The sequence below is a fragment of the Sedimentibacter sp. zth1 genome (assembly GCF_017352195.1).
In the GTDB taxonomy this organism is placed as follows: Bacteria; Bacillota; Clostridia; order Tissierellales; family Sedimentibacteraceae; genus UBA1535.
In genome coordinates this window covers 1,993,353-2,010,443 of the sequence record NZ_CP071445.1, presented here as the reverse complement: position 1 = coordinate 2,010,443, position 17,091 = coordinate 1,993,353, and the positions used below count along the sequence as shown (strand labels likewise).

15 protein-coding genes are annotated in these 17,091 nt (G+C 27.5%); 14 read left to right on the top strand and 1 reads right to left on the bottom strand.

Annotated features, from left to right (window positions below; translation table 11 throughout):
* Window positions 1-11 precede the first annotated feature (11 nt).
* From dnaB to JYG23_RS09725, 3 genes are all read left to right on the top strand, one after another.
* The gene (gene dnaB, locus JYG23_RS09735) at window positions 12-1,340 is read left to right on the top strand and encodes a replicative DNA helicase (RefSeq protein ID WP_207237998.1); all 1,329 of its coding nucleotides are present in this window, start codon (window positions 12-14) and stop codon (window positions 1,338-1,340) included.
* Between the two features lie 63 nt (window positions 1,341-1,403).
* On the top strand, window positions 1,404-2,315 hold the full coding sequence (locus JYG23_RS09730) for an ABC transporter ATP-binding protein (RefSeq protein WP_207235485.1): 912 nt from the start codon (window positions 1,404-1,406) through the stop codon (window positions 2,313-2,315).
* Window positions 2,312-3,586 carry an ABC transporter permease gene (locus JYG23_RS09725; RefSeq protein WP_207235484.1) on the top strand — a complete coding sequence of 425 codons (1,275 nt, stop codon included), beginning with the start codon at window positions 2,312-2,314 and terminating at the stop codon, window positions 3,584-3,586. Before JYG23_RS09730 ends, JYG23_RS09725 begins: the two co-directional genes overlap by 4 nt.
* Before the next feature lie 33 nt (window positions 3,587-3,619).
* Here the strand turns inward: JYG23_RS09725 and JYG23_RS09720 are convergent, their stop codons facing one another.
* Complete coding sequence (locus JYG23_RS09720) at window positions 3,620-5,167, bottom strand: SPOCS domain-containing protein (RefSeq protein WP_207235483.1); 1,548 nt, start codon at window positions 5,165-5,167, stop codon at window positions 3,620-3,622.
* A gap of 301 nt (window positions 5,168-5,468) precedes the next feature.
* Here JYG23_RS09720 and JYG23_RS09715 point away from each other — a divergent pair, with 301 nt between their 5' ends.
* The 11 genes from JYG23_RS09715 to JYG23_RS09665 all read left to right on the top strand — a co-directional run bounded on the left by JYG23_RS09715 (window position 5,469) and on the right by JYG23_RS09665 (window position 17,042).
* Entirely contained in the window at window positions 5,469-7,082 is a 1,614-nt protein-coding gene (locus tag JYG23_RS09715; protein ID WP_305848860.1) for a CTP synthase, read from the top strand.
* Between the two features lie 244 nt (window positions 7,083-7,326).
* Complete coding sequence (locus tag JYG23_RS09710) at window positions 7,327-8,445, top strand: ABC transporter ATP-binding protein (RefSeq protein WP_207235481.1); 1,119 nt, start codon at window positions 7,327-7,329, stop codon at window positions 8,443-8,445.
* Window positions 8,442-9,215, top strand: a complete 774-nt coding sequence (locus JYG23_RS09705; RefSeq protein ID WP_207235480.1) for a carbohydrate ABC transporter permease — start codon at window positions 8,442-8,444, stop codon at window positions 9,213-9,215. Before JYG23_RS09710 ends, JYG23_RS09705 begins: the two co-directional genes overlap by 4 nt.
* Window positions 9,216-9,230: 15 nt before the next feature.
* Window positions 9,231-10,052 carry a carbohydrate ABC transporter permease gene (locus tag JYG23_RS09700; RefSeq protein ID WP_207235479.1) on the top strand — a complete coding sequence of 274 codons (822 nt, stop codon included), beginning with the start codon at window positions 9,231-9,233 and terminating at the stop codon, window positions 10,050-10,052.
* Window positions 10,049-11,026: a hypothetical protein gene (locus JYG23_RS09695; RefSeq protein WP_207235478.1), complete on the top strand. Its 978-nt coding sequence runs from the start codon at window positions 10,049-10,051 to the stop codon at window positions 11,024-11,026. The genes JYG23_RS09700 and JYG23_RS09695 overlap by 4 nt, the downstream gene beginning before the upstream one ends.
* Window positions 11,023-12,060, top strand: a complete 1,038-nt coding sequence (locus tag JYG23_RS09690) for a hypothetical protein (RefSeq protein WP_207235477.1) — start codon at window positions 11,023-11,025, stop codon at window positions 12,058-12,060. The genes JYG23_RS09695 and JYG23_RS09690 overlap by 4 nt, the downstream gene beginning before the upstream one ends.
* Window positions 12,061-12,168: 108 nt before the next feature.
* Window positions 12,169-12,486 (top strand): hypothetical protein, encoded by a 318-nt coding sequence (locus JYG23_RS09685; protein WP_207235476.1) that lies wholly within the window; start codon window positions 12,169-12,171, stop codon window positions 12,484-12,486.
* A gap of 49 nt (window positions 12,487-12,535) precedes the next feature.
* Window positions 12,536-13,837, top strand: coding sequence for a hypothetical protein (locus tag JYG23_RS09680; RefSeq protein WP_207235475.1), 1,302 nt, complete (start codon window positions 12,536-12,538; stop codon window positions 13,835-13,837).
* A 101-nt stretch (window positions 13,838-13,938) separates the two neighbouring features.
* The gene (locus tag JYG23_RS09675) at window positions 13,939-15,237 is read left to right on the top strand and encodes a hypothetical protein (protein ID WP_207235474.1); all 1,299 of its coding nucleotides are present in this window, start codon (window positions 13,939-13,941) and stop codon (window positions 15,235-15,237) included.
* 121 nt (window positions 15,238-15,358) lie between these two features.
* A complete protein-coding gene (locus JYG23_RS09670) occupies window positions 15,359-15,655 on the top strand; it encodes a hypothetical protein (RefSeq protein WP_207235473.1) in 297 nt (98 codons plus the stop codon).
* A gap of 61 nt (window positions 15,656-15,716) precedes the next feature.
* Window positions 15,717-17,042, top strand: a complete 1,326-nt coding sequence (locus JYG23_RS09665; RefSeq protein ID WP_207235472.1) for a hypothetical protein — start codon at window positions 15,717-15,719, stop codon at window positions 17,040-17,042.
* Window positions 17,043-17,091 lie beyond the last annotated feature (49 nt).

The following is a 17,091-nucleotide window of genomic DNA, read 5'->3' as shown; positions in this document are numbered from 1 at the left end:
AGTTGTCTGATATTCTTAACTTTGGCAAGGTACCGCCTCATAGTCTAGAAGCTGAACAGACAGTTTTAGGGGCTTTGATGATAGACGGTAAGGCCGTAGAAAAAACTTTAAATTTATTAGCATCAGAAGATTTTTATTATGAAGCTAATAGTGAAATATATGATGCAATACGAACTATATATCAATTAGAAGTACCAATAGATATGATTACCGTTAGTGATGAACTGAAAAAACGTGGCAAAATTGACCAAGTTGGAGGTTTAGAGTATCTTGCAGGCTTAACAGAAAACATTATTACATCAAAAAATGTAACAGCTTATATAAATATAATAAAAGAAAAATCTGTATTAAGAAAATTGATAAGTGTTTCTAATGAAATTATTGAAAAGGGTTATAAAGAAAGTGATGAGGTGCAAAATCTTATTGACCTCGCAGAATCAAGGATATTTTCCTTATCTCAAAATCGAAGTTCAAATGATTTTAGTATGGTTAGAGATGTTTTAATTACTGTATTTAATCAATTAGAAGAAAAAGCAAAAATGAAAGATAGCTTGACTGGTGTAGATACAGGTTTCAAGGAATTGAACAGGATGACTGCAGGATTTCAACGCTCGGACTTAATCCTACTTGCAGCACGTCCAGCAATGGGAAAAACATCACTTGCTTTAAATATTGCAATGAATGCTGCTAAAAGTGGTTCTTCGGTAGCGTTATTTAGTTTGGAGATGTCTAAGGAGCAGTATATTCAAAGACTTATAAGTATGGAATCTCTAGTTGAAAGCAATAAGCTTAGATCAGGTACATTAGATGATGAAGACTGGATGAAACTTGCAAATGTCATGAATGATATTGCAGAAGTCAGTATGTATATTGATGATACAGCTTCTATTACTTTATTTGACTTAATGTCTAAGTGTAGGAGACTTAAAATAGATAAAGGGCTTGATATGGTTGTCATAGACTACCTGCAACTTATGTCTTATGGAGGGAAAGCAGAAAGTAGACAACAAGAAATTTCAAGTATTTCTAGAGGATTAAAACAAATGGCAAGAGAGCTTAATTGTCCTGTTGTTGCGCTTTCACAGTTGTCAAGAGCTCCAGAGCAAAGACCTGATCATAGGCCACTTCTTTCTGATTTGAGAGAGTCAGGTGCAATAGAGCAGGATGCGGATATAGTTATGATGCTTTATAGAGATGAGTATTATTATAAAGATGAATCTGAAAAGAAGGGTATAGCCGAAGTAATTCTCGCAAAACATAGAAATGGTCCAGTCGGAACTGTAGATTTAGTATTTATAGATAGATTTACAAAGTTTTCAGATGTACCAAGTGGTATGTAGTTAAAAGGCATATATGTGTATGCCTTTAATTGTGTCAAATCATAGAAATTATAAGGAGAAAATATGAGGGTACGTATAGATAATATCTATAAAAGTTTTACTAATAAAAAAGTGCTAGATGGTATAACATTCGAAGCAGAAAGTGGTAAAGCTATAGGATTGTTAGGAAGAAATGGAGCAGGTAAAACAACTACTATAAGAATTATAATGGGTGTGTTTAATTCTGATAGTGGAAAAATTCTTTTAGATGGTAAGCCGATAAATAGACAAAAAGTAAGAATTGGTTATCTTCCTGAAGAAAGAGGATTATATCCCAAAAAAATAGTTATGGAACAAATACTATATTTATCACAATTAAGAGGGTTAAGTAAGAATGAAGCTAAAGAATCTGCTACCAGATTGTTAGAGAAGCTTCAAATGACTGAATATGCTAATAAAAAGCTAGATACTTTATCAAAAGGTAATCAGCAAAAAATACAGCTTGTAGCAACTCTTGCTTGTAATCCTGATATAGTAATATTGGATGAACCGTTTTCTGGTTTAGATCCTGTAAATGCGATGCTTCTAAAGGATATGGTCAAGGATTTAATAAATGATGGAAAAGTTTTAATTTTTTCAAGTCATCAAATGAGTTATGTTGAAGAGTTTTGTGATAATATAGCAATATTAAACGGTGGTAAAATTGTTAGAGATGGATTAATTAAGAATATAAAAAAATCATATGATAGAAATAAAATTTTAATCTCTAGTTCTCAAGTTGATAAAATTAAATTATTTACTGACGAAAAGTTGAGAGAAATAGTTATTAATTCAACAATTGAAAAACAAATGCTTAGGATTGAGCTTAAAAATGCAGTAGATAAAAATAAACTAATGACGGTATTAGGCGAAAATAACTTTGATATAGATAGCTTTAGTGTTTATGAGCCATCACTAAATGATATATTTGTTGAGTATACGGAGGATAGACTATGAGACAATTGTCAACTGTTTTTAAATTTGAATTAATGAATTTTTACAAAAATAAAATTTTTATTAGTATTACAATAGTAGCAGCCTTGCTTATAGCTATTGTTTTATCATTTCCTAGAATAATGGAATTGTTTGATAATAATGATAGCAGTATTGAGGAAAATGTAGGAGAAAATATAGAAGATAGTGAAGCTGAAAAGGAAACAATTGCTTTAATGGATACAATAAGTGATGATCCACAAACTACTGTGATATTTCTTATGAAATATTTACAGGGATATAATATAGTTCCTATAAAAGAAGATGTAGAGAAAATAAAACAAGATGTAAAAGATAAAATATACAAAAGTGCGATTATTATAGATGGTGTAAATAGCTATACGTTTATAGTAAATGACAAAAAGATGGGTAATTCCAATTATGGGATGATAGATAGTGCGCTTCAACAGAAGAGAAAGCTTGATATTATGCAACAAAAGGGAATATCAATGGAAGATGCATCGAGTATACTTTCTTCATATGTTAGTAGTGAAGTTTTAACTGTTGGTAAGGACCAAACTCAAAGCTTTTTATATACTTATATTATAATATTTATATTGTACTTTGCTATTATAATGTATGGTAACTTGATTGCAACAAGTGTAGCAACTGAAAAAAGTTCAAGGGCTATGGAAATGCTTATAACATCTGCAAAACCGACAAATCTTATTTTTGGAAAAGTATTTGGTTCTGGGTTTGCTGGTTTATCACAATTAGCAATTATATTTGTAACAAGCTTTGTGTTTTACAAAATCAATTATTTATACTGGCAACAGAATGAAATTATTAACATGATATTTAGTATGAATTTAGATTATTTGCTGTATTCATTACTGTTTTTTATACTAGGATTTTTCATTTACGCATTTCTATTTGGAGCTTTGGGCTCTTTAGCAAATAGAACAGAAGATATAAATGTTTCAACTATGCCAATAACTTTAACTTTTGTAGTTGCGTTTATATTGGTTATGAATTCAATGGTAAGTGGTAATGTAGATAATATGGTAATGAAAGTTTGCTCATATATTCCATTTACATCTCCTATGGCAATGTTTGCAAGAATAACGATGGGTAATGTACCTGTATATGGAGTAATTCTATCAATTGTTATATTAATTGGTTCAACAATATTGATAGGACTTATATCAGCTAGAATATACAAAATGGGTGTACTTTTATATGGAAAAACAATTAATATAAAAGAATATATGAAAATAAGGAAGCAAAAATTTTAAAAAATAAGCACACATAATGTGTGCTTATTTATATTAGATTTGTTTAGTTATTATTATTTTTTCCCCTACGGTTAATTCACTATCTATATCTAAGTTATTAGATTGACATAAATAATTCATTGAAATATTATAGTTTTTAGCTATATCCCATAAGCATTCGTTTGGCTGAACTACTCTAAAAACAATACTTGGAGTATTTTTTTTGTTTAGTTTATCTCCTTCAACAATATTGCTTATAATACTAACATTTTTATTGTTTTTAACTTTAACATCATTAACAATCTTTGCTTCAAATACAATTGTGTTTCTACCTTTTCTATATACTCCTACATCTGTTAGTGTAATTTTACTTTCAGCATCTGATACGTCTGTATAACTAGATAAATCAACATTTGATGAAAATGGTATAGAAGTGGATGTGCTATCTACCTTGTTGATATCTCCATCTAAAAATATCACATTTACATCAATAAAGCCATCGACAACCATATTATCATCATAAATTGTTTTTTCTGATATTTTTGCTACTGCGTCATAATAGTAAATATCTTTAATACTTACATCATCAACATCAAAAGTTTTCTCGAAATCATCTTTTATACAACAAAAGTCGACTAGCGAATTAACTGAAATGTTTGATTTATCAATGCTTATTTCATTAGTTGTTGAATATGCATCTGAAATCATATTATTGTAAACAGGTTCGTACAAACAAATTGTAAATTCCATATTTATTTCACAGTTAGTTATTTTATTTTCGTCATTGTCATCTTTTGCAATTTCGCAATTCATATCAGTAACTGATACTGCTACGCTGTTTTTCATCAACTCATTTGCATTTTTCAATTCTACATAATGTGTAAAAGGAAAGTCTTTAGCCAAATAATTTAGAGATTTCATTTCATCATTTTCGCTATACAGTATTCCAACTTTGCAAATTCCTTCAATTAGCATTCTTTCATTCATAATATCAGTTTCTGTAATAATTGGCATAACATCAAATTTTAATATTTCTTCAATCTCATTCATGTTATCTTCTAATGTCATAGTAACGTTTAGTGGTAATTCGGAACTTATGCATTCACTTACATCTGTGTAGGTAAAATTATCAGTTTTAGCTTGGAAGGAGCCATCTGATTCTATGTTGGATATATAGTTTACGTTATGATTATTGATTACTTCTGTTTCAATATTAACCACTGCTTTTATCAAACCTTTATAGTCCGAAACTATTTTTGAATCTATGTAGTCTATTGAAGGAGTTATTGAAACTGACATCTCCTCAGTTACACCCTGCATTGGAATTTCTTCCATGAAATCTATCTTTCCATTTAGTGCAGATGTAGTTGAGTTTTCGTTGTTTCCACGATAAATAATTGTATAATTTAAATCCCCATATACAGCTACTTTGTTTGTAAGAGCAGAAACATTAGCTATTTTTACCTTTCCAGTTGTATTTATTATTTTTTCGATACCTAGTGTATTATCTGGTACGTACACATCTCCCTCAACAATTAAATCTGTTAAATTGTTTCCTATAAGATCATTTACTAAAAAAACATCGGTGTTTTGTTTAAACAAATTAAATCCCCCTTTTAGACATTAAAATAAAGTCCAAGATAATATTATTTGTTAATATATATGTACATATAAAAAAAATATTACAATTATACGTTTTAATAAAAAAATAGAATTATTTTAAAAAGCCATTGACGTTTTGATTGAATTAATATAAAATTATTTAGTAAATAATTTTATAGATTTTGAAGTTAGCGGAGAGACTAAAAAAAAAACCCCTTTTTTTGTCTCTGCTTTTTTATTTTCAGGGGATATGGATAATCTAACAATAAAAAATGATATATTAACTAAAATTTAGGAGGAAATTATGCCGAAGTATATTTTTATAACAGGCGGAGTTGTGTCATCACTAGGCAAAGGAATTACAGCAGCATCATTAGGATTATTATTAAAATCGAGAGGGTTAAAAGTATCATTACAAAAATTTGATCCATATATAAATGTTGATCCAGGAACTATGAGCCCATATCAACATGGGGAGGTTTTTGTTACAGATGACGGTGCAGAAACTGATTTAGATTTAGGACATTATGAAAGAATCGTTGATATAAATTTGACTAAATATAGTAGTATTACTACAGGTAAAATATACTGGTCTGTACTCAACAAGGAAAGGCGTGGCGATTATTTAGGCGGAACTGTACAGGTTATACCACATATCACTAATGAAATAAAGGATATGGTATATAGAGCGCAAGAGGTGCAAGATGTTGATGTTGTAATAACAGAAATAGGCGGAACAATAGGAGATATAGAAAGTTTACCATTTATTGAAGCAATAAGACAAATTAAATTTGATGTTGGTAAAGAAAATGTGATGTATATTCATGTTACATTGCTTCCATATTTAAAAATGGCTTGTGAATTAAAAACTAAACCAACTCAGCATAGTGTAAAAGAGCTTAGAAGTATAGGAATTCAACCTGACATTTTAGTTTGCAGAACAGAAGTTGGACTAAGCAAAGAACAAAAAGAGAAAATTGCTTTATTCTGTAATGTAGATAAACAAAATGTTATTCAAAATATGGATGCAGATAGCTTATATGATGTGCCATTATTATTAGAAGAAGAAGGTCTTGCAAAAATAGTTTGTGAACAATTAAAATTAGATTGCAAAGAACCTAAATTAGAATATTGGAAAAAAATGTTATATAAATCCAAGCATACAAATACAAATGTAAAAATAGCGTTAGTAGGAAAGTATGTAGAATTAAAAGATGCATATTTGTCAGTTGCAGAAAGCTTGAATCATGGTGGCATTGAAAACAGTGCGGAAGTTGAAATAAAGTGGATTCACGCAACAGATGTTAACGAAGATAATTATGTTGATTTATTGAAGGATTGTGATGGAGTATTGGTTCCAGGTGGTTTTGGAGATAGAGGTATAGAAGGCAAAATACTTGCAGTAAAATATGCAAGAGAAAACAAAGTTCCTTTCCTTGGAATTTGTTTAGGTATGCAGATGGCAGTTACTGAATTTGCTAGAAATGTTGTTGGATATACTGATGCAAATAGCTCAGAACTGAATCCTAACACTACACATCCAGTGATAGATATTATGGAAGACCAAATAGATATTGAAAACAAGGGTGGTACAATGAGACTTGGTGAATATCCTTGTAAATTAAAAGATGGTTCAAAGGCAAAAGCTGCTTATGATAGCCAAGATATAATATTTGAAAGACATAGACATAGATATGAATTTAATAATGATTATAGAGAAGTTTTGGAGAAAAACGGATTAGAAATAACGGGTGTATCTCCTGATAACAGATTAGTAGAAATAGTAGAACTGAAAGATCATCCATGGTTTGTTGGAGCCCAATTCCATCCAGAATTCAAATCAAGACCAACGAGAAGCCATCCATTATTTAGAGAATTTATAAAAGCTTCAGTAGATAAAAAAGTAAATAATTAACATAAAAAACGCATAAACATAATAAAACAAAAAAATTAGGCTCTTTGTCGATAGTTGAAGTAAGGATTTATTAAAATCTTTGCACCATTAAGACAAAGGGTTTTTTTATATACTAAAAAAAATTTTATTTAAAATATATAAAAAAAATGTCGAAAATTAATAATTGTATAAATATGTAAAAGATACTATAATGTAAATAATTTCAGATAAAATAACCATATTTTATAAAAATAGGAGATGCTAAATGTCCAGTATATTATTGTCAAAGATTACAAAGACATATCCAAATGGATTTACAGCCTTAAAGGATTTGACTTTGGAAGTTAAAGATAAAGAATTTTTAGTACTTGTTGGTTCATCAGGATGTGGAAAATCAACAATTTTAAAAATTATAGCAGGATTAGAGGGCATTACAAAAGGAGAAATTAGAATAGGTGATGATGTTGTAAATAATGTATCACCAAAAGAAAGAAACATATCGATGGTTTTTCAAGACTATGCCTTATATCCTCACCTAACTGTATATGACAACATGGCGTTTTCCCTAAAACTAAAAAAACTAAAAAAGAAAGAAATATATGATAAAGTTATAAATATATCTAAAACTTTAAAAATAGATGACATCCTTGATAAAAAACCTGCAACATTGTCAGGAGGACAAAAACAAAGAGTAGCACTTGGACGAGCTATCATAAGACAACCAGAAGTATTTTTATTTGATGAGCCATTGTCAAATATAGATGCAAAACTTAGAATGCAAACAAGGATAGAGCTAATAAAACTACATAAGCAGTTAGAAACAACTTTTATATATGTCACACATGACCAAACAGAAGCAATGACTATGGCAGATAGAATAGTGGTTATAAAAGATGGAATTATACAGCAAATAGATACTCCCGAAAATCTCTACAATAATCCAAACAACTTATTCACAGCAGGTTTTATAGGAACACCACAAATGAACTTTATAGATGCAAAGCTATACAAAAACAATAGTGAGTTACAATTAAAATTTAATATAGATACATCACTAGCAATAAACTTCCCTCAAAAAAATACCAACATACCTAAAACAAACTTAGATATTGTAGTTGGTGTAAGACCAGAACACCTACATATTATTCAAATACCAAGTGATGAATTAAAAAAAGATGATATAGTTTTAAAAAATTGCAGTATAGAAGCAATAGAATTGTTGGGTTCAGAAAAACTAATATACCTAAACTATGCTGATACTAATATTATTGTTAAAGTAGATGCAAGTACAAGCATAGTTAAATCCCAAAAATATAACATATGCTTTAGTAAATCAGATATGCATATATTTGATAAAGCTACTGAAAGGAAGATTGTATTATGAATACAAGAGGGTTAGTTAAATATTCCTTTCTAAGTATAATTGGAGTGTTTGTTTTATTTATTATTCCTTTTATATTGCTGCAGTTTGACTTTGATTTTGACATGTTAAGCAGTCAAGGTGTTCTAGGTGATGAAGCATTTATTATAGCAGTAAAAAACACACTTCTATTTATGATTATATATATACCTATAGTTGTTATACTTGGATTTATACTTGCGTATTTGACTGAATATTTTGATTTTTCCGTAGTAATTCAAATGGTTATCATACTTCCAATTGTATTGCCTGCATTATCAGTTTCGGGTTTTTTTAAAGAAATAATGTATGACGGCTTTCATGAGCAATTAGGTAGCATAGGCTTTTTAGGAGTAGTTTTTTTGTGGGCAAGCACAGGTTATTCGTATCTCATTATGCTTATATCGCTAAAAAGCAGAGACAAATCCATAGAGCAGGCAGCTAGGATTGATGGAGCAAATCATTTTCAGGTATTGTTCAAAATCATACTACCACTTCACTCAAATGCATTAGTTTTATCCATAATACTTAGTATTTACAACTCTCTGAGAATATTTAAATATACATTTGCTATATTCGGTGAAATTCCTGAGCTTAGCATGTTTACCATACAAAATTATTTATACATAAAGTTAAAAAAATTTCATCCAGATGTACTTGTAGTTTCGGCGGACATATTTCTAATTATTATTTTAGTTATGTTGCTTGCTGTTGTCACTTGGGGAAACTACAGAAACAAAAAATTAGTTAAATAGTTAGGTGGAGGAAAAATGAAAAGAATAATAAAATTTATTTTATCAATAATTATTGTGATAACATTTTTTACACCAGTGTTGTATACTATATCACACTCATTTATGGATTCAGTAGAAGTATCAAAAAGTAAATCATTCATACCGTTTGCTTTTAATATTCAGCAATATATAAAATTAGTATTTGAACAGCCTGAGTTGTTTAAAATGTTAATCAATTCAGTTTTTATTGTAGCTCTCATAATTGTTGGACAAATTGTTTTATCAGCTTTGACAGCATACTACTTTGCTTTTAGAAAAAATAAACTTTCAAATATTATATTTATTATATATATATTTGTTATGCTTTTGCCACTGCAAATAACATTGATACCAAATGTAATTTTCTTTAATTCTGTAGAAAATAGCATGGGCTTAAAAATGTTTGATACCTATATGCCAATTATTCTACCCGGTATATTTAGTACATTAGGGGTATTTTTTCTAAAACAGTTTTATCAAAATATTCCTCAAAACCTTATAAATATAGCAAAAATAGATGGAGCAAGCAATTTTCAAATTTTATATAAGGTTATTATCCCGTATTCTAAAAATGCTATTATGGCATTGGCGCTTCTTATATTTGTAGAGAATTGGAATATGATAGAGCAACCGTTAATTTTTTTAAATTCTATGTCTAAAATGCCTGCATCTATATTTTTAAACACACTCTATAAAGCAAATAAAGAAGTGTTTTATGCATCGAGTATTATATTTATGTTCCCAGTATTAACACTTGTTATTAATAACATAGACAAGTTAAAATCTTTGATTTCTATAAGTGGAGGTAAAAAAATATGAGCAATATATTAAAAAAAGTTATAAAATTATTTTCTATATTTATATTAATTATTTTTTCACTAGGCGTTTTTATTATGATAATAAATAACAATAGGCTGTATGTTGTTGAAGCATCAAGGGTTAAAACAAATGACATTATAAAAGAAGTCAATGAATTCACAGGTGTAATAGGACCTAAATACTATATAGATATTTATGCAAATGATGAATTATCTTTAGAAAATGTATATATAAAAAGCGCTCAAATAGTTGAGGATAAATCACTTTTTAAACTAGTAACAGCTAACAACATCGTTGATAAAAACTCTATTACGGTAAAATCAGAAAATAATAATGAAAATATAAAAGATGATATTGAAAATATTCAAATAAATCAAAGTGGAGAATTTAGTGTTTCCAATAAAGTTTATATAGATTATATTTCAGAAAATGTACAACTAAAAAAAGGAGAACTAATTTGTAGATATTGCTATTATGATACCAATGTGTATGTAGAAGCAAATGTAAGTAGTGATGTGTTGAATAAGGTAGTAAATCAACGACCTAAAATTCAATTTAAAAATAACAACATACTACAGCTTAAGATGGTAGATTATAATGAATTTCAAGATTATGGACAAGTGTATTTTGATGTAGAAGGATTAAGTCAAAGTACAATGAAACTTTATTCTAATGTAGAATTAGAAATAGTAAAAGACACACAATGTGATACTATTGTACCTAAAACAGCATTTTTATCATATGAGGGGATAAAAGAAGGTGCAAGTGGTGTAATTTATATTATAGTTGAAGAAAAAACTATATTGGGTAAACAGAATGTGTTATATGAACAGTCGTGTGAGATTAGTACTGTAGGAAAAAACGAATTGGGTATATCAATTGATAATTGGCGTGTATCTCCTAATGATATTAAAAATGTTGTAAAATATCCAACATCTAAGTTAAAGATGAATATGAGGGTTAGAGTAAAATGAAGAAAAGTATAATATGTTTACTCGTACTAATATTAGTTACAATAATTATGTTGGGTTATGTTAACAATCATATAGACACAAATTTAGTAGAAATAACATTTGAATCATTTTATATTCCTGAAAGTGTACAGCAGCTTGTAGATAAAATGTATGCATATGACTATGCAAATGTATATGATGTACTAATTGATGGAAAGACGATCAAGGTATATGAAGGAAATATAAATATAATTTTAAATCAATATAGGTTAGATAACAAATCTATATCCTTAGAAAAACATGAGGCTATAGTTGGAGAAAAATTTTTAGAAAAGTTATTTAAAGACTATGCGATAAGTAATACACTTAAGTTCCAAGGCGAAAACTATTTTATAAATGGTATACTTTTAGATACCAATGATATAATTCTTAAAAATTTAGATTCACTTGAACAAAATAATATAGTAAATCAAACCCTATACGTAGAAAAAAGTAGCAAATACGAATATGTTGATAAAGATATAATTCAGACAGCTCTAGAATATCGACACATAAATTATAACAGTATAAAAGACTATAATGATTTATATAGTGTTTTGAAAGTTATATTGTGTTTTTTGATTGCGATGGTTTGTATTTTAACAATTTTGTTACTAATAAAAAAACTAAAAATAGTAATTCAAGAGTATAAAAAAAGATATTGCAAACTAAATAGAATTATAACAGCTTATCAGTACATAAAGCAAAAAAATAACGTTTTATCGTTACTAACGATTATATGCTTAGCAGTAGTAATTATATTTGTATTTTTAATATGTGTATATGCTATGAAAAATTTATTTACTACAAGATTACCTTTTAGCATAAATATTACTTCTATTAAAAATTTAGATACTCTGTATTTATTAATCAAAGAATTTTTAATGCATAATTTTAAGTATGGATTTAATTGCTATGAAATAATTGTGTTAAAAATAGGATTTATATATTTGATTATAATTACAATTTTACTTGTAAACATAATAACCAATATAAAACAACTATACAAGAAGTAACTAAAGCTAGCATTAATAAGAATTAGTATGAATACTATTAGCAAAAGCTAATTTATAAATAATTAAGGGTGTACAATTAATACTATTAAAATATTTGGAAGGAATAAAATGAGAAAAACAAGTAATAAAATAATGTGCTTTTCTTTAGTGTTTATTATGATGTTGACTGCAACAGTTTTTGCAGTTGAGCCTTGTGACTATTATTCAGATGGACACCATAGAGTCGAAACAAATAGTTACTTTTTAGATAAAGAAAGAGTAGCTGGTACAGATACAATTTATAATATAGAGAAAGGGTGTTACGAAGAAAAAGATTTCTATTTTTATATTTACCACTATAGAGATATAACATGTTGTAAATGCGGGTGGTATGGTTATAGTGAGAGAACTTATGAAATATATTCAAGTAAAACGTATTTAAATTAAATAAATAGTGAGTTATTGCTAATAGTATTAATTTAATAGGAGAAATAAAATGAGAAAAAATATATTTTTTATAGCATTGCTTGTATTATTTATCTTTATATTAACATCATGTAAAGCTGACAAAAATAATGATACAGTTCATATATGGATGTACGATGGAGAGTATATATCATCAATGCATAATTCATTGTCAAAAGTCGAAAATTATTGCTCAGATAATGAAATACCACTAGAGATACATTACTATACAGATGATGAAATGACAGATGATGATTATGTATTGAAAAGAAATGCAAGCTTAAATAATCCAAATAATATTGTTTGGGGTGGTGCTAATGAAATGTGCAGTCTCCCAAGCGAACATGCCAATTATATTAAAATTGATAACTATAAAAATGTTGGAGAAGGATTTAGATGTTTGTCGTATATACCATGCTCATATATTGGTAAAATAGATTTAGTAGACATAAATCTTTTGAATTATTATGATATAACAATTGAAAAAGATATGCTATCATATCCTGAATACAGAAGTATAGTGTTTGAGATGATAGAAAAGGGAGCAGAGTTTAATAACGAGTATGTTATAAATAAAATGTACATAGAAGAAAAGGCAGCAAAATATATGTTACCTTTAAATATTGTGGAACTAGGCAAAAATATAAATGATGAATATGAAGAGAATTTAATAAATGCAATAAAGGAAGTGGCACAAGAAAAAGTATTTAATTATGAATGCGTAAATCAACGTTCGTCTAAACGTTTGATAGACCTAAAGACTAATCTTTACTTGACAGTAGCTGAGAGTATAGATATGGACTTGTGGAATGTTCCTTATAATGGAGAGCCTGGTATTATGAAAACAGTAGATTCAATATCTGACACAATTATGATTTTTAAGCCGTTATATATAACTAATTCTGTGTTTGTAGCAGAAAATGTAAAAAATGAAAAAGTATATGATGTAGTAAATTATATACTATCAACTGAGTGTATAAAGAATAGGTGTTATGAGGCAGAAGACAGTGTTCAAATATACACGTTAAAAAACGATGTAAGTGATGAATTATATGTAATTTTGAATGGTGAATCTTTGTTAGAGTTTAAAGAAAACAATAAAGAAGACTTAGACAGAATAGAAAAAATAATAAATAGTAATATAAAAAACGGAAATCTTTCACAAGAATATGTTGAACTTTTACAATTTGATGTGTTATTTAATACTCCAAATTCATCGCTATATGAGTTTATAAGTAATGAATCTAATAAACTAATGAATGGAAATATATCTGATGATGAGTTAAAAAAAGATGTAGATAATTTTATAGCAAAGCTTAAGTTGCGATTTTAGTTAAATAATAATATATATAATATAAAACAGCATTTATTTTCAAGACTCTATAATTCTAAAAATCATAGCAAGATTAGAGGACATAACAAAGGGAGTATAAAATGAAAAAAAAATATAAATTATTAATTTTTATTCTATTGATTTTAGTAGTACTAACAGCTTGTAAAGCTGGCAAAAATAATGATACAGTTCATATATGGATGTATGGGGATAAAATAGAAGGTTCATTTTATAATGCACTTCCAAGTATTCGTATGTATTGCTTAGAGAATAATATACCTTTAGAAGTTCACTATTTTACAAGTAAGGAAATGACGTACGAAGACTACATTTTAAAAAGAAATGTAAGCTTAGCTCAAAGCAACAGTATTGTTTGGGGAAGATATAGAGAAATGCAAAGTTTACCTACTCAACATGCAGATTATAATAAAATTAAGAATTACAAAAATGTTGGCGATAATTTTAAAAAATTTCCTTTTATTGCGTGTTCTCATAATTCTTATTGCTTGCTATTAAACGAAGAATTGCTTGATTATTATGATATAAATATTGAAGAAGATATGATTTCCTACAGTCAATATATAAATTTAGTATTTGAGCTAATAGATAAAGGTGCTAGGTTTACAAATGAAGAATTATTAAAAAAATTATATATAGATAATATAGTTAATAATTATAGTTTAAGGTTAAGTACTACAGCAACGGAAAAGGACTTAGATGATAATTATAAATTAAATTTAATAAACGCTATAAAAAAAATTGCAAGTGATAATTTTTATGATGATTATAGCTATACAAATGCATTAAGTAATCAATTGATAGACCAACATACAAACTTGCCATTGTGGATATCTTTTACAAATTTTCCTGTTCAATATTGGTTTTCTCCTATGTATTCAAACGGTGAAAGTTTAAAACTGGTAGAAAATTTAAAGGATGGTGTTGTAGTATTTAGGCCTGGAGTAATAAACAATGGTATATACATTAGTGATAAGGTAACAAATGAACACGTATATGATATTGTAAATTATATATTATCGCCAGAATATATAAAATTGTTAAATATGAGTATGGTTGAATATTATTATACATTTAATAATGATTTAAAGTATTATTTATATGATATGGAAGGTAAATATACAGGTTATGACAAATATTATGAGAAAAATGAAAAAGTAATTAAAAAACTAGACAAAGTAATAAATGACAATATAAAAGGTGGCAATTTAGAACAAAAATATGTTGAAATGTTAAGTTATGATTATTTTTTATCACCTAACTTTGGTTTATCTATATTTATTACCGATGAAGTTAATAAGTTATTAAACAATAATTTAGATAATGTAAATTTGGAAGATGATGTAGATGATATGATAAATAAGTTGAAATTAAAATTTTAACGAAAGCAGGAGGGGGATAATGAGAAAAATTGTTATTACAATTTATATTATTGTATGTACTATTAGAGTATCTAATTTATATATAAAAATTAATATTAAATAAATAATTTTGGAGGAAAAAATGAAAAAAGGAAGTAAAATTTTATGTTTAACATTATTGCTTGTTATAGCATTGACTGCAACAGTTTATGCTGTTGAACTTTGTGACTATTATCCAGATGGACATCATAGACCAAAATTAGAGACATCAATCTATATTGGTAAGAAAGTCTTTGATGGTGTAGATACTATATTTAATCCAGTCACAGGAAAATATGAGGAAGAGCCATATCATTATGTAAGGCTTGAATATGAGGATATTTATATTTGCAAATGTGGTTGGTATTCATATAAAAGAACACGTTATAAAATAGAATAATAATATACTATTTAATATAAATAAGTGTTACTTTAATAGTACAATTTTACTGGAGGTTATGATGAAAAGAAAATATATATGGTTTATAATAATTAGTCTACTAGTTTTGTCCCTAACATCATGCAAAGCTGACAAAAACATCGATACTAGCAATAATACAGTTCATATATGGATGTACGATGGAGAATATACATCGTCAATGCATGATTTATTGCCAAAAGTCAGAAATTATTGCTCAAAAAATGAAATACCACTGGAGATACACTACTATACAGATGACGAAATGACATATGATGACTATGTATTGAAAAGAAATGCAAGCTTATACAATGCAAATAGTATTGTTTGGGGTGGGCCTAATGAAATGAAAAATGTATCACAAAAACATGCTGATTATACTAAAATTGATAACTACGAAAATATTGGTGACAGCTTCAAATGTTTACCATATATACCATGCTCGTATGAGGCAAAACTTGATTTATTAGATATAAATCTTTTAAATTATTATGATATAACAATTGAAAAAGATATGTTATCATATCCTGAATACAGAAGCATAGTATTTGAGATGATAGAAAAGGGAGCAGAGTTTAATAACGAGTATGTTATAAATAGAATGTACATAGAAGAAAAGGCAGCAAAATATATGTTACCTTTAAATATTGTGGAACTAGGCAAAAATATAGATGACGAATATAAAATAAATGTAATAAAAGCAATAAAGGAAGTGGCACAAGAAAAAGTATTTAATTATGAATGCGCAAATCAAAGTTCGTATAAACGTTTGATAGACCAAAAAACTAATTTATATTTAGTAGTCGCAGATAGCCGTAATATATATAATTGGTATATTCCTTATGATAGTGAAAATGGTGAGTTTAGGGTAGGAAAAGAGGCAGAAACAATAAATGATACTATAGTTGTTTATTCTCCTATTAAAATATCTAGTGCTATATATATAGGAGAAAATGTAGATAATGATAATATATACGATTTAGTTAACTACATGATATCACCAGATTTTTATAAAAATGAATTTGGAAATATTGAAGATGGATTTATGGGTAGCAATTTTACGTTTAAAAATGATAATCAAGAAAAGTTATATGAGTCTATTAAAATGACGCAAACTAAATTTGAAGGAAACGACAACAAAGATATAGAAAGAATAGAGAAAATAATAAATAATAATGTTAAAAATGGTAATCTATCAGAAGAATATATTAAGCTTTTTGCTTATGATATTCCATTTAATTCACCAAATAATCTACTGTACTATTTTATGAAAGAAGAATCTAATAAACTAATGAATGGAAATATATCTGATAATGAGTTAAAAAAAGATGTAGATAATTTTATAGCAAAGCTTAAGTTGCTATTTTAGTTAAATAGAACTTATGTTATAAAATGTATATATAATTTAAAAAAGGAAT

Coding starts and splice junctions, on each gene's coding strand:
- JYG23_RS09730 (WP_207235485.1), top strand. CDS start 1,404: ATGAGGGTACGTATAGATAATATCTATAAAAGTTTTACTAATAAAAAA.
- JYG23_RS09725 (WP_207235484.1), top strand. CDS start 2,312: ATGAGACAATTGTCAACTGTTTTTAAATTTGAATTAATGAATTTTTAC.
- JYG23_RS09710 (WP_207235481.1), top strand. CDS start 7,327: ATGTCCAGTATATTATTGTCAAAGATTACAAAGACATATCCAAATGGA.
- JYG23_RS09705 (WP_207235480.1), top strand. CDS start 8,442: ATGAATACAAGAGGGTTAGTTAAATATTCCTTTCTAAGTATAATTGGA.
- JYG23_RS09700 (WP_207235479.1), top strand. CDS start 9,231: ATGAAAAGAATAATAAAATTTATTTTATCAATAATTATTGTGATAACA.
- JYG23_RS09695 (WP_207235478.1), top strand. CDS start 10,049: ATGAGCAATATATTAAAAAAAGTTATAAAATTATTTTCTATATTTATA.
- JYG23_RS09690 (WP_207235477.1), top strand. CDS start 11,023: ATGAAGAAAAGTATAATATGTTTACTCGTACTAATATTAGTTACAATA.
- JYG23_RS09685 (WP_207235476.1), top strand. CDS start 12,169: ATGAGAAAAACAAGTAATAAAATAATGTGCTTTTCTTTAGTGTTTATT.
- JYG23_RS09680 (WP_207235475.1), top strand. CDS start 12,536: ATGAGAAAAAATATATTTTTTATAGCATTGCTTGTATTATTTATCTTT.
- JYG23_RS09675 (WP_207235474.1), top strand. CDS start 13,939: ATGAAAAAAAAATATAAATTATTAATTTTTATTCTATTGATTTTAGTA.
- JYG23_RS09670 (WP_207235473.1), top strand. CDS start 15,359: ATGAAAAAAGGAAGTAAAATTTTATGTTTAACATTATTGCTTGTTATA.
- JYG23_RS09665 (WP_207235472.1), top strand. CDS start 15,717: ATGAAAAGAAAATATATATGGTTTATAATAATTAGTCTACTAGTTTTG.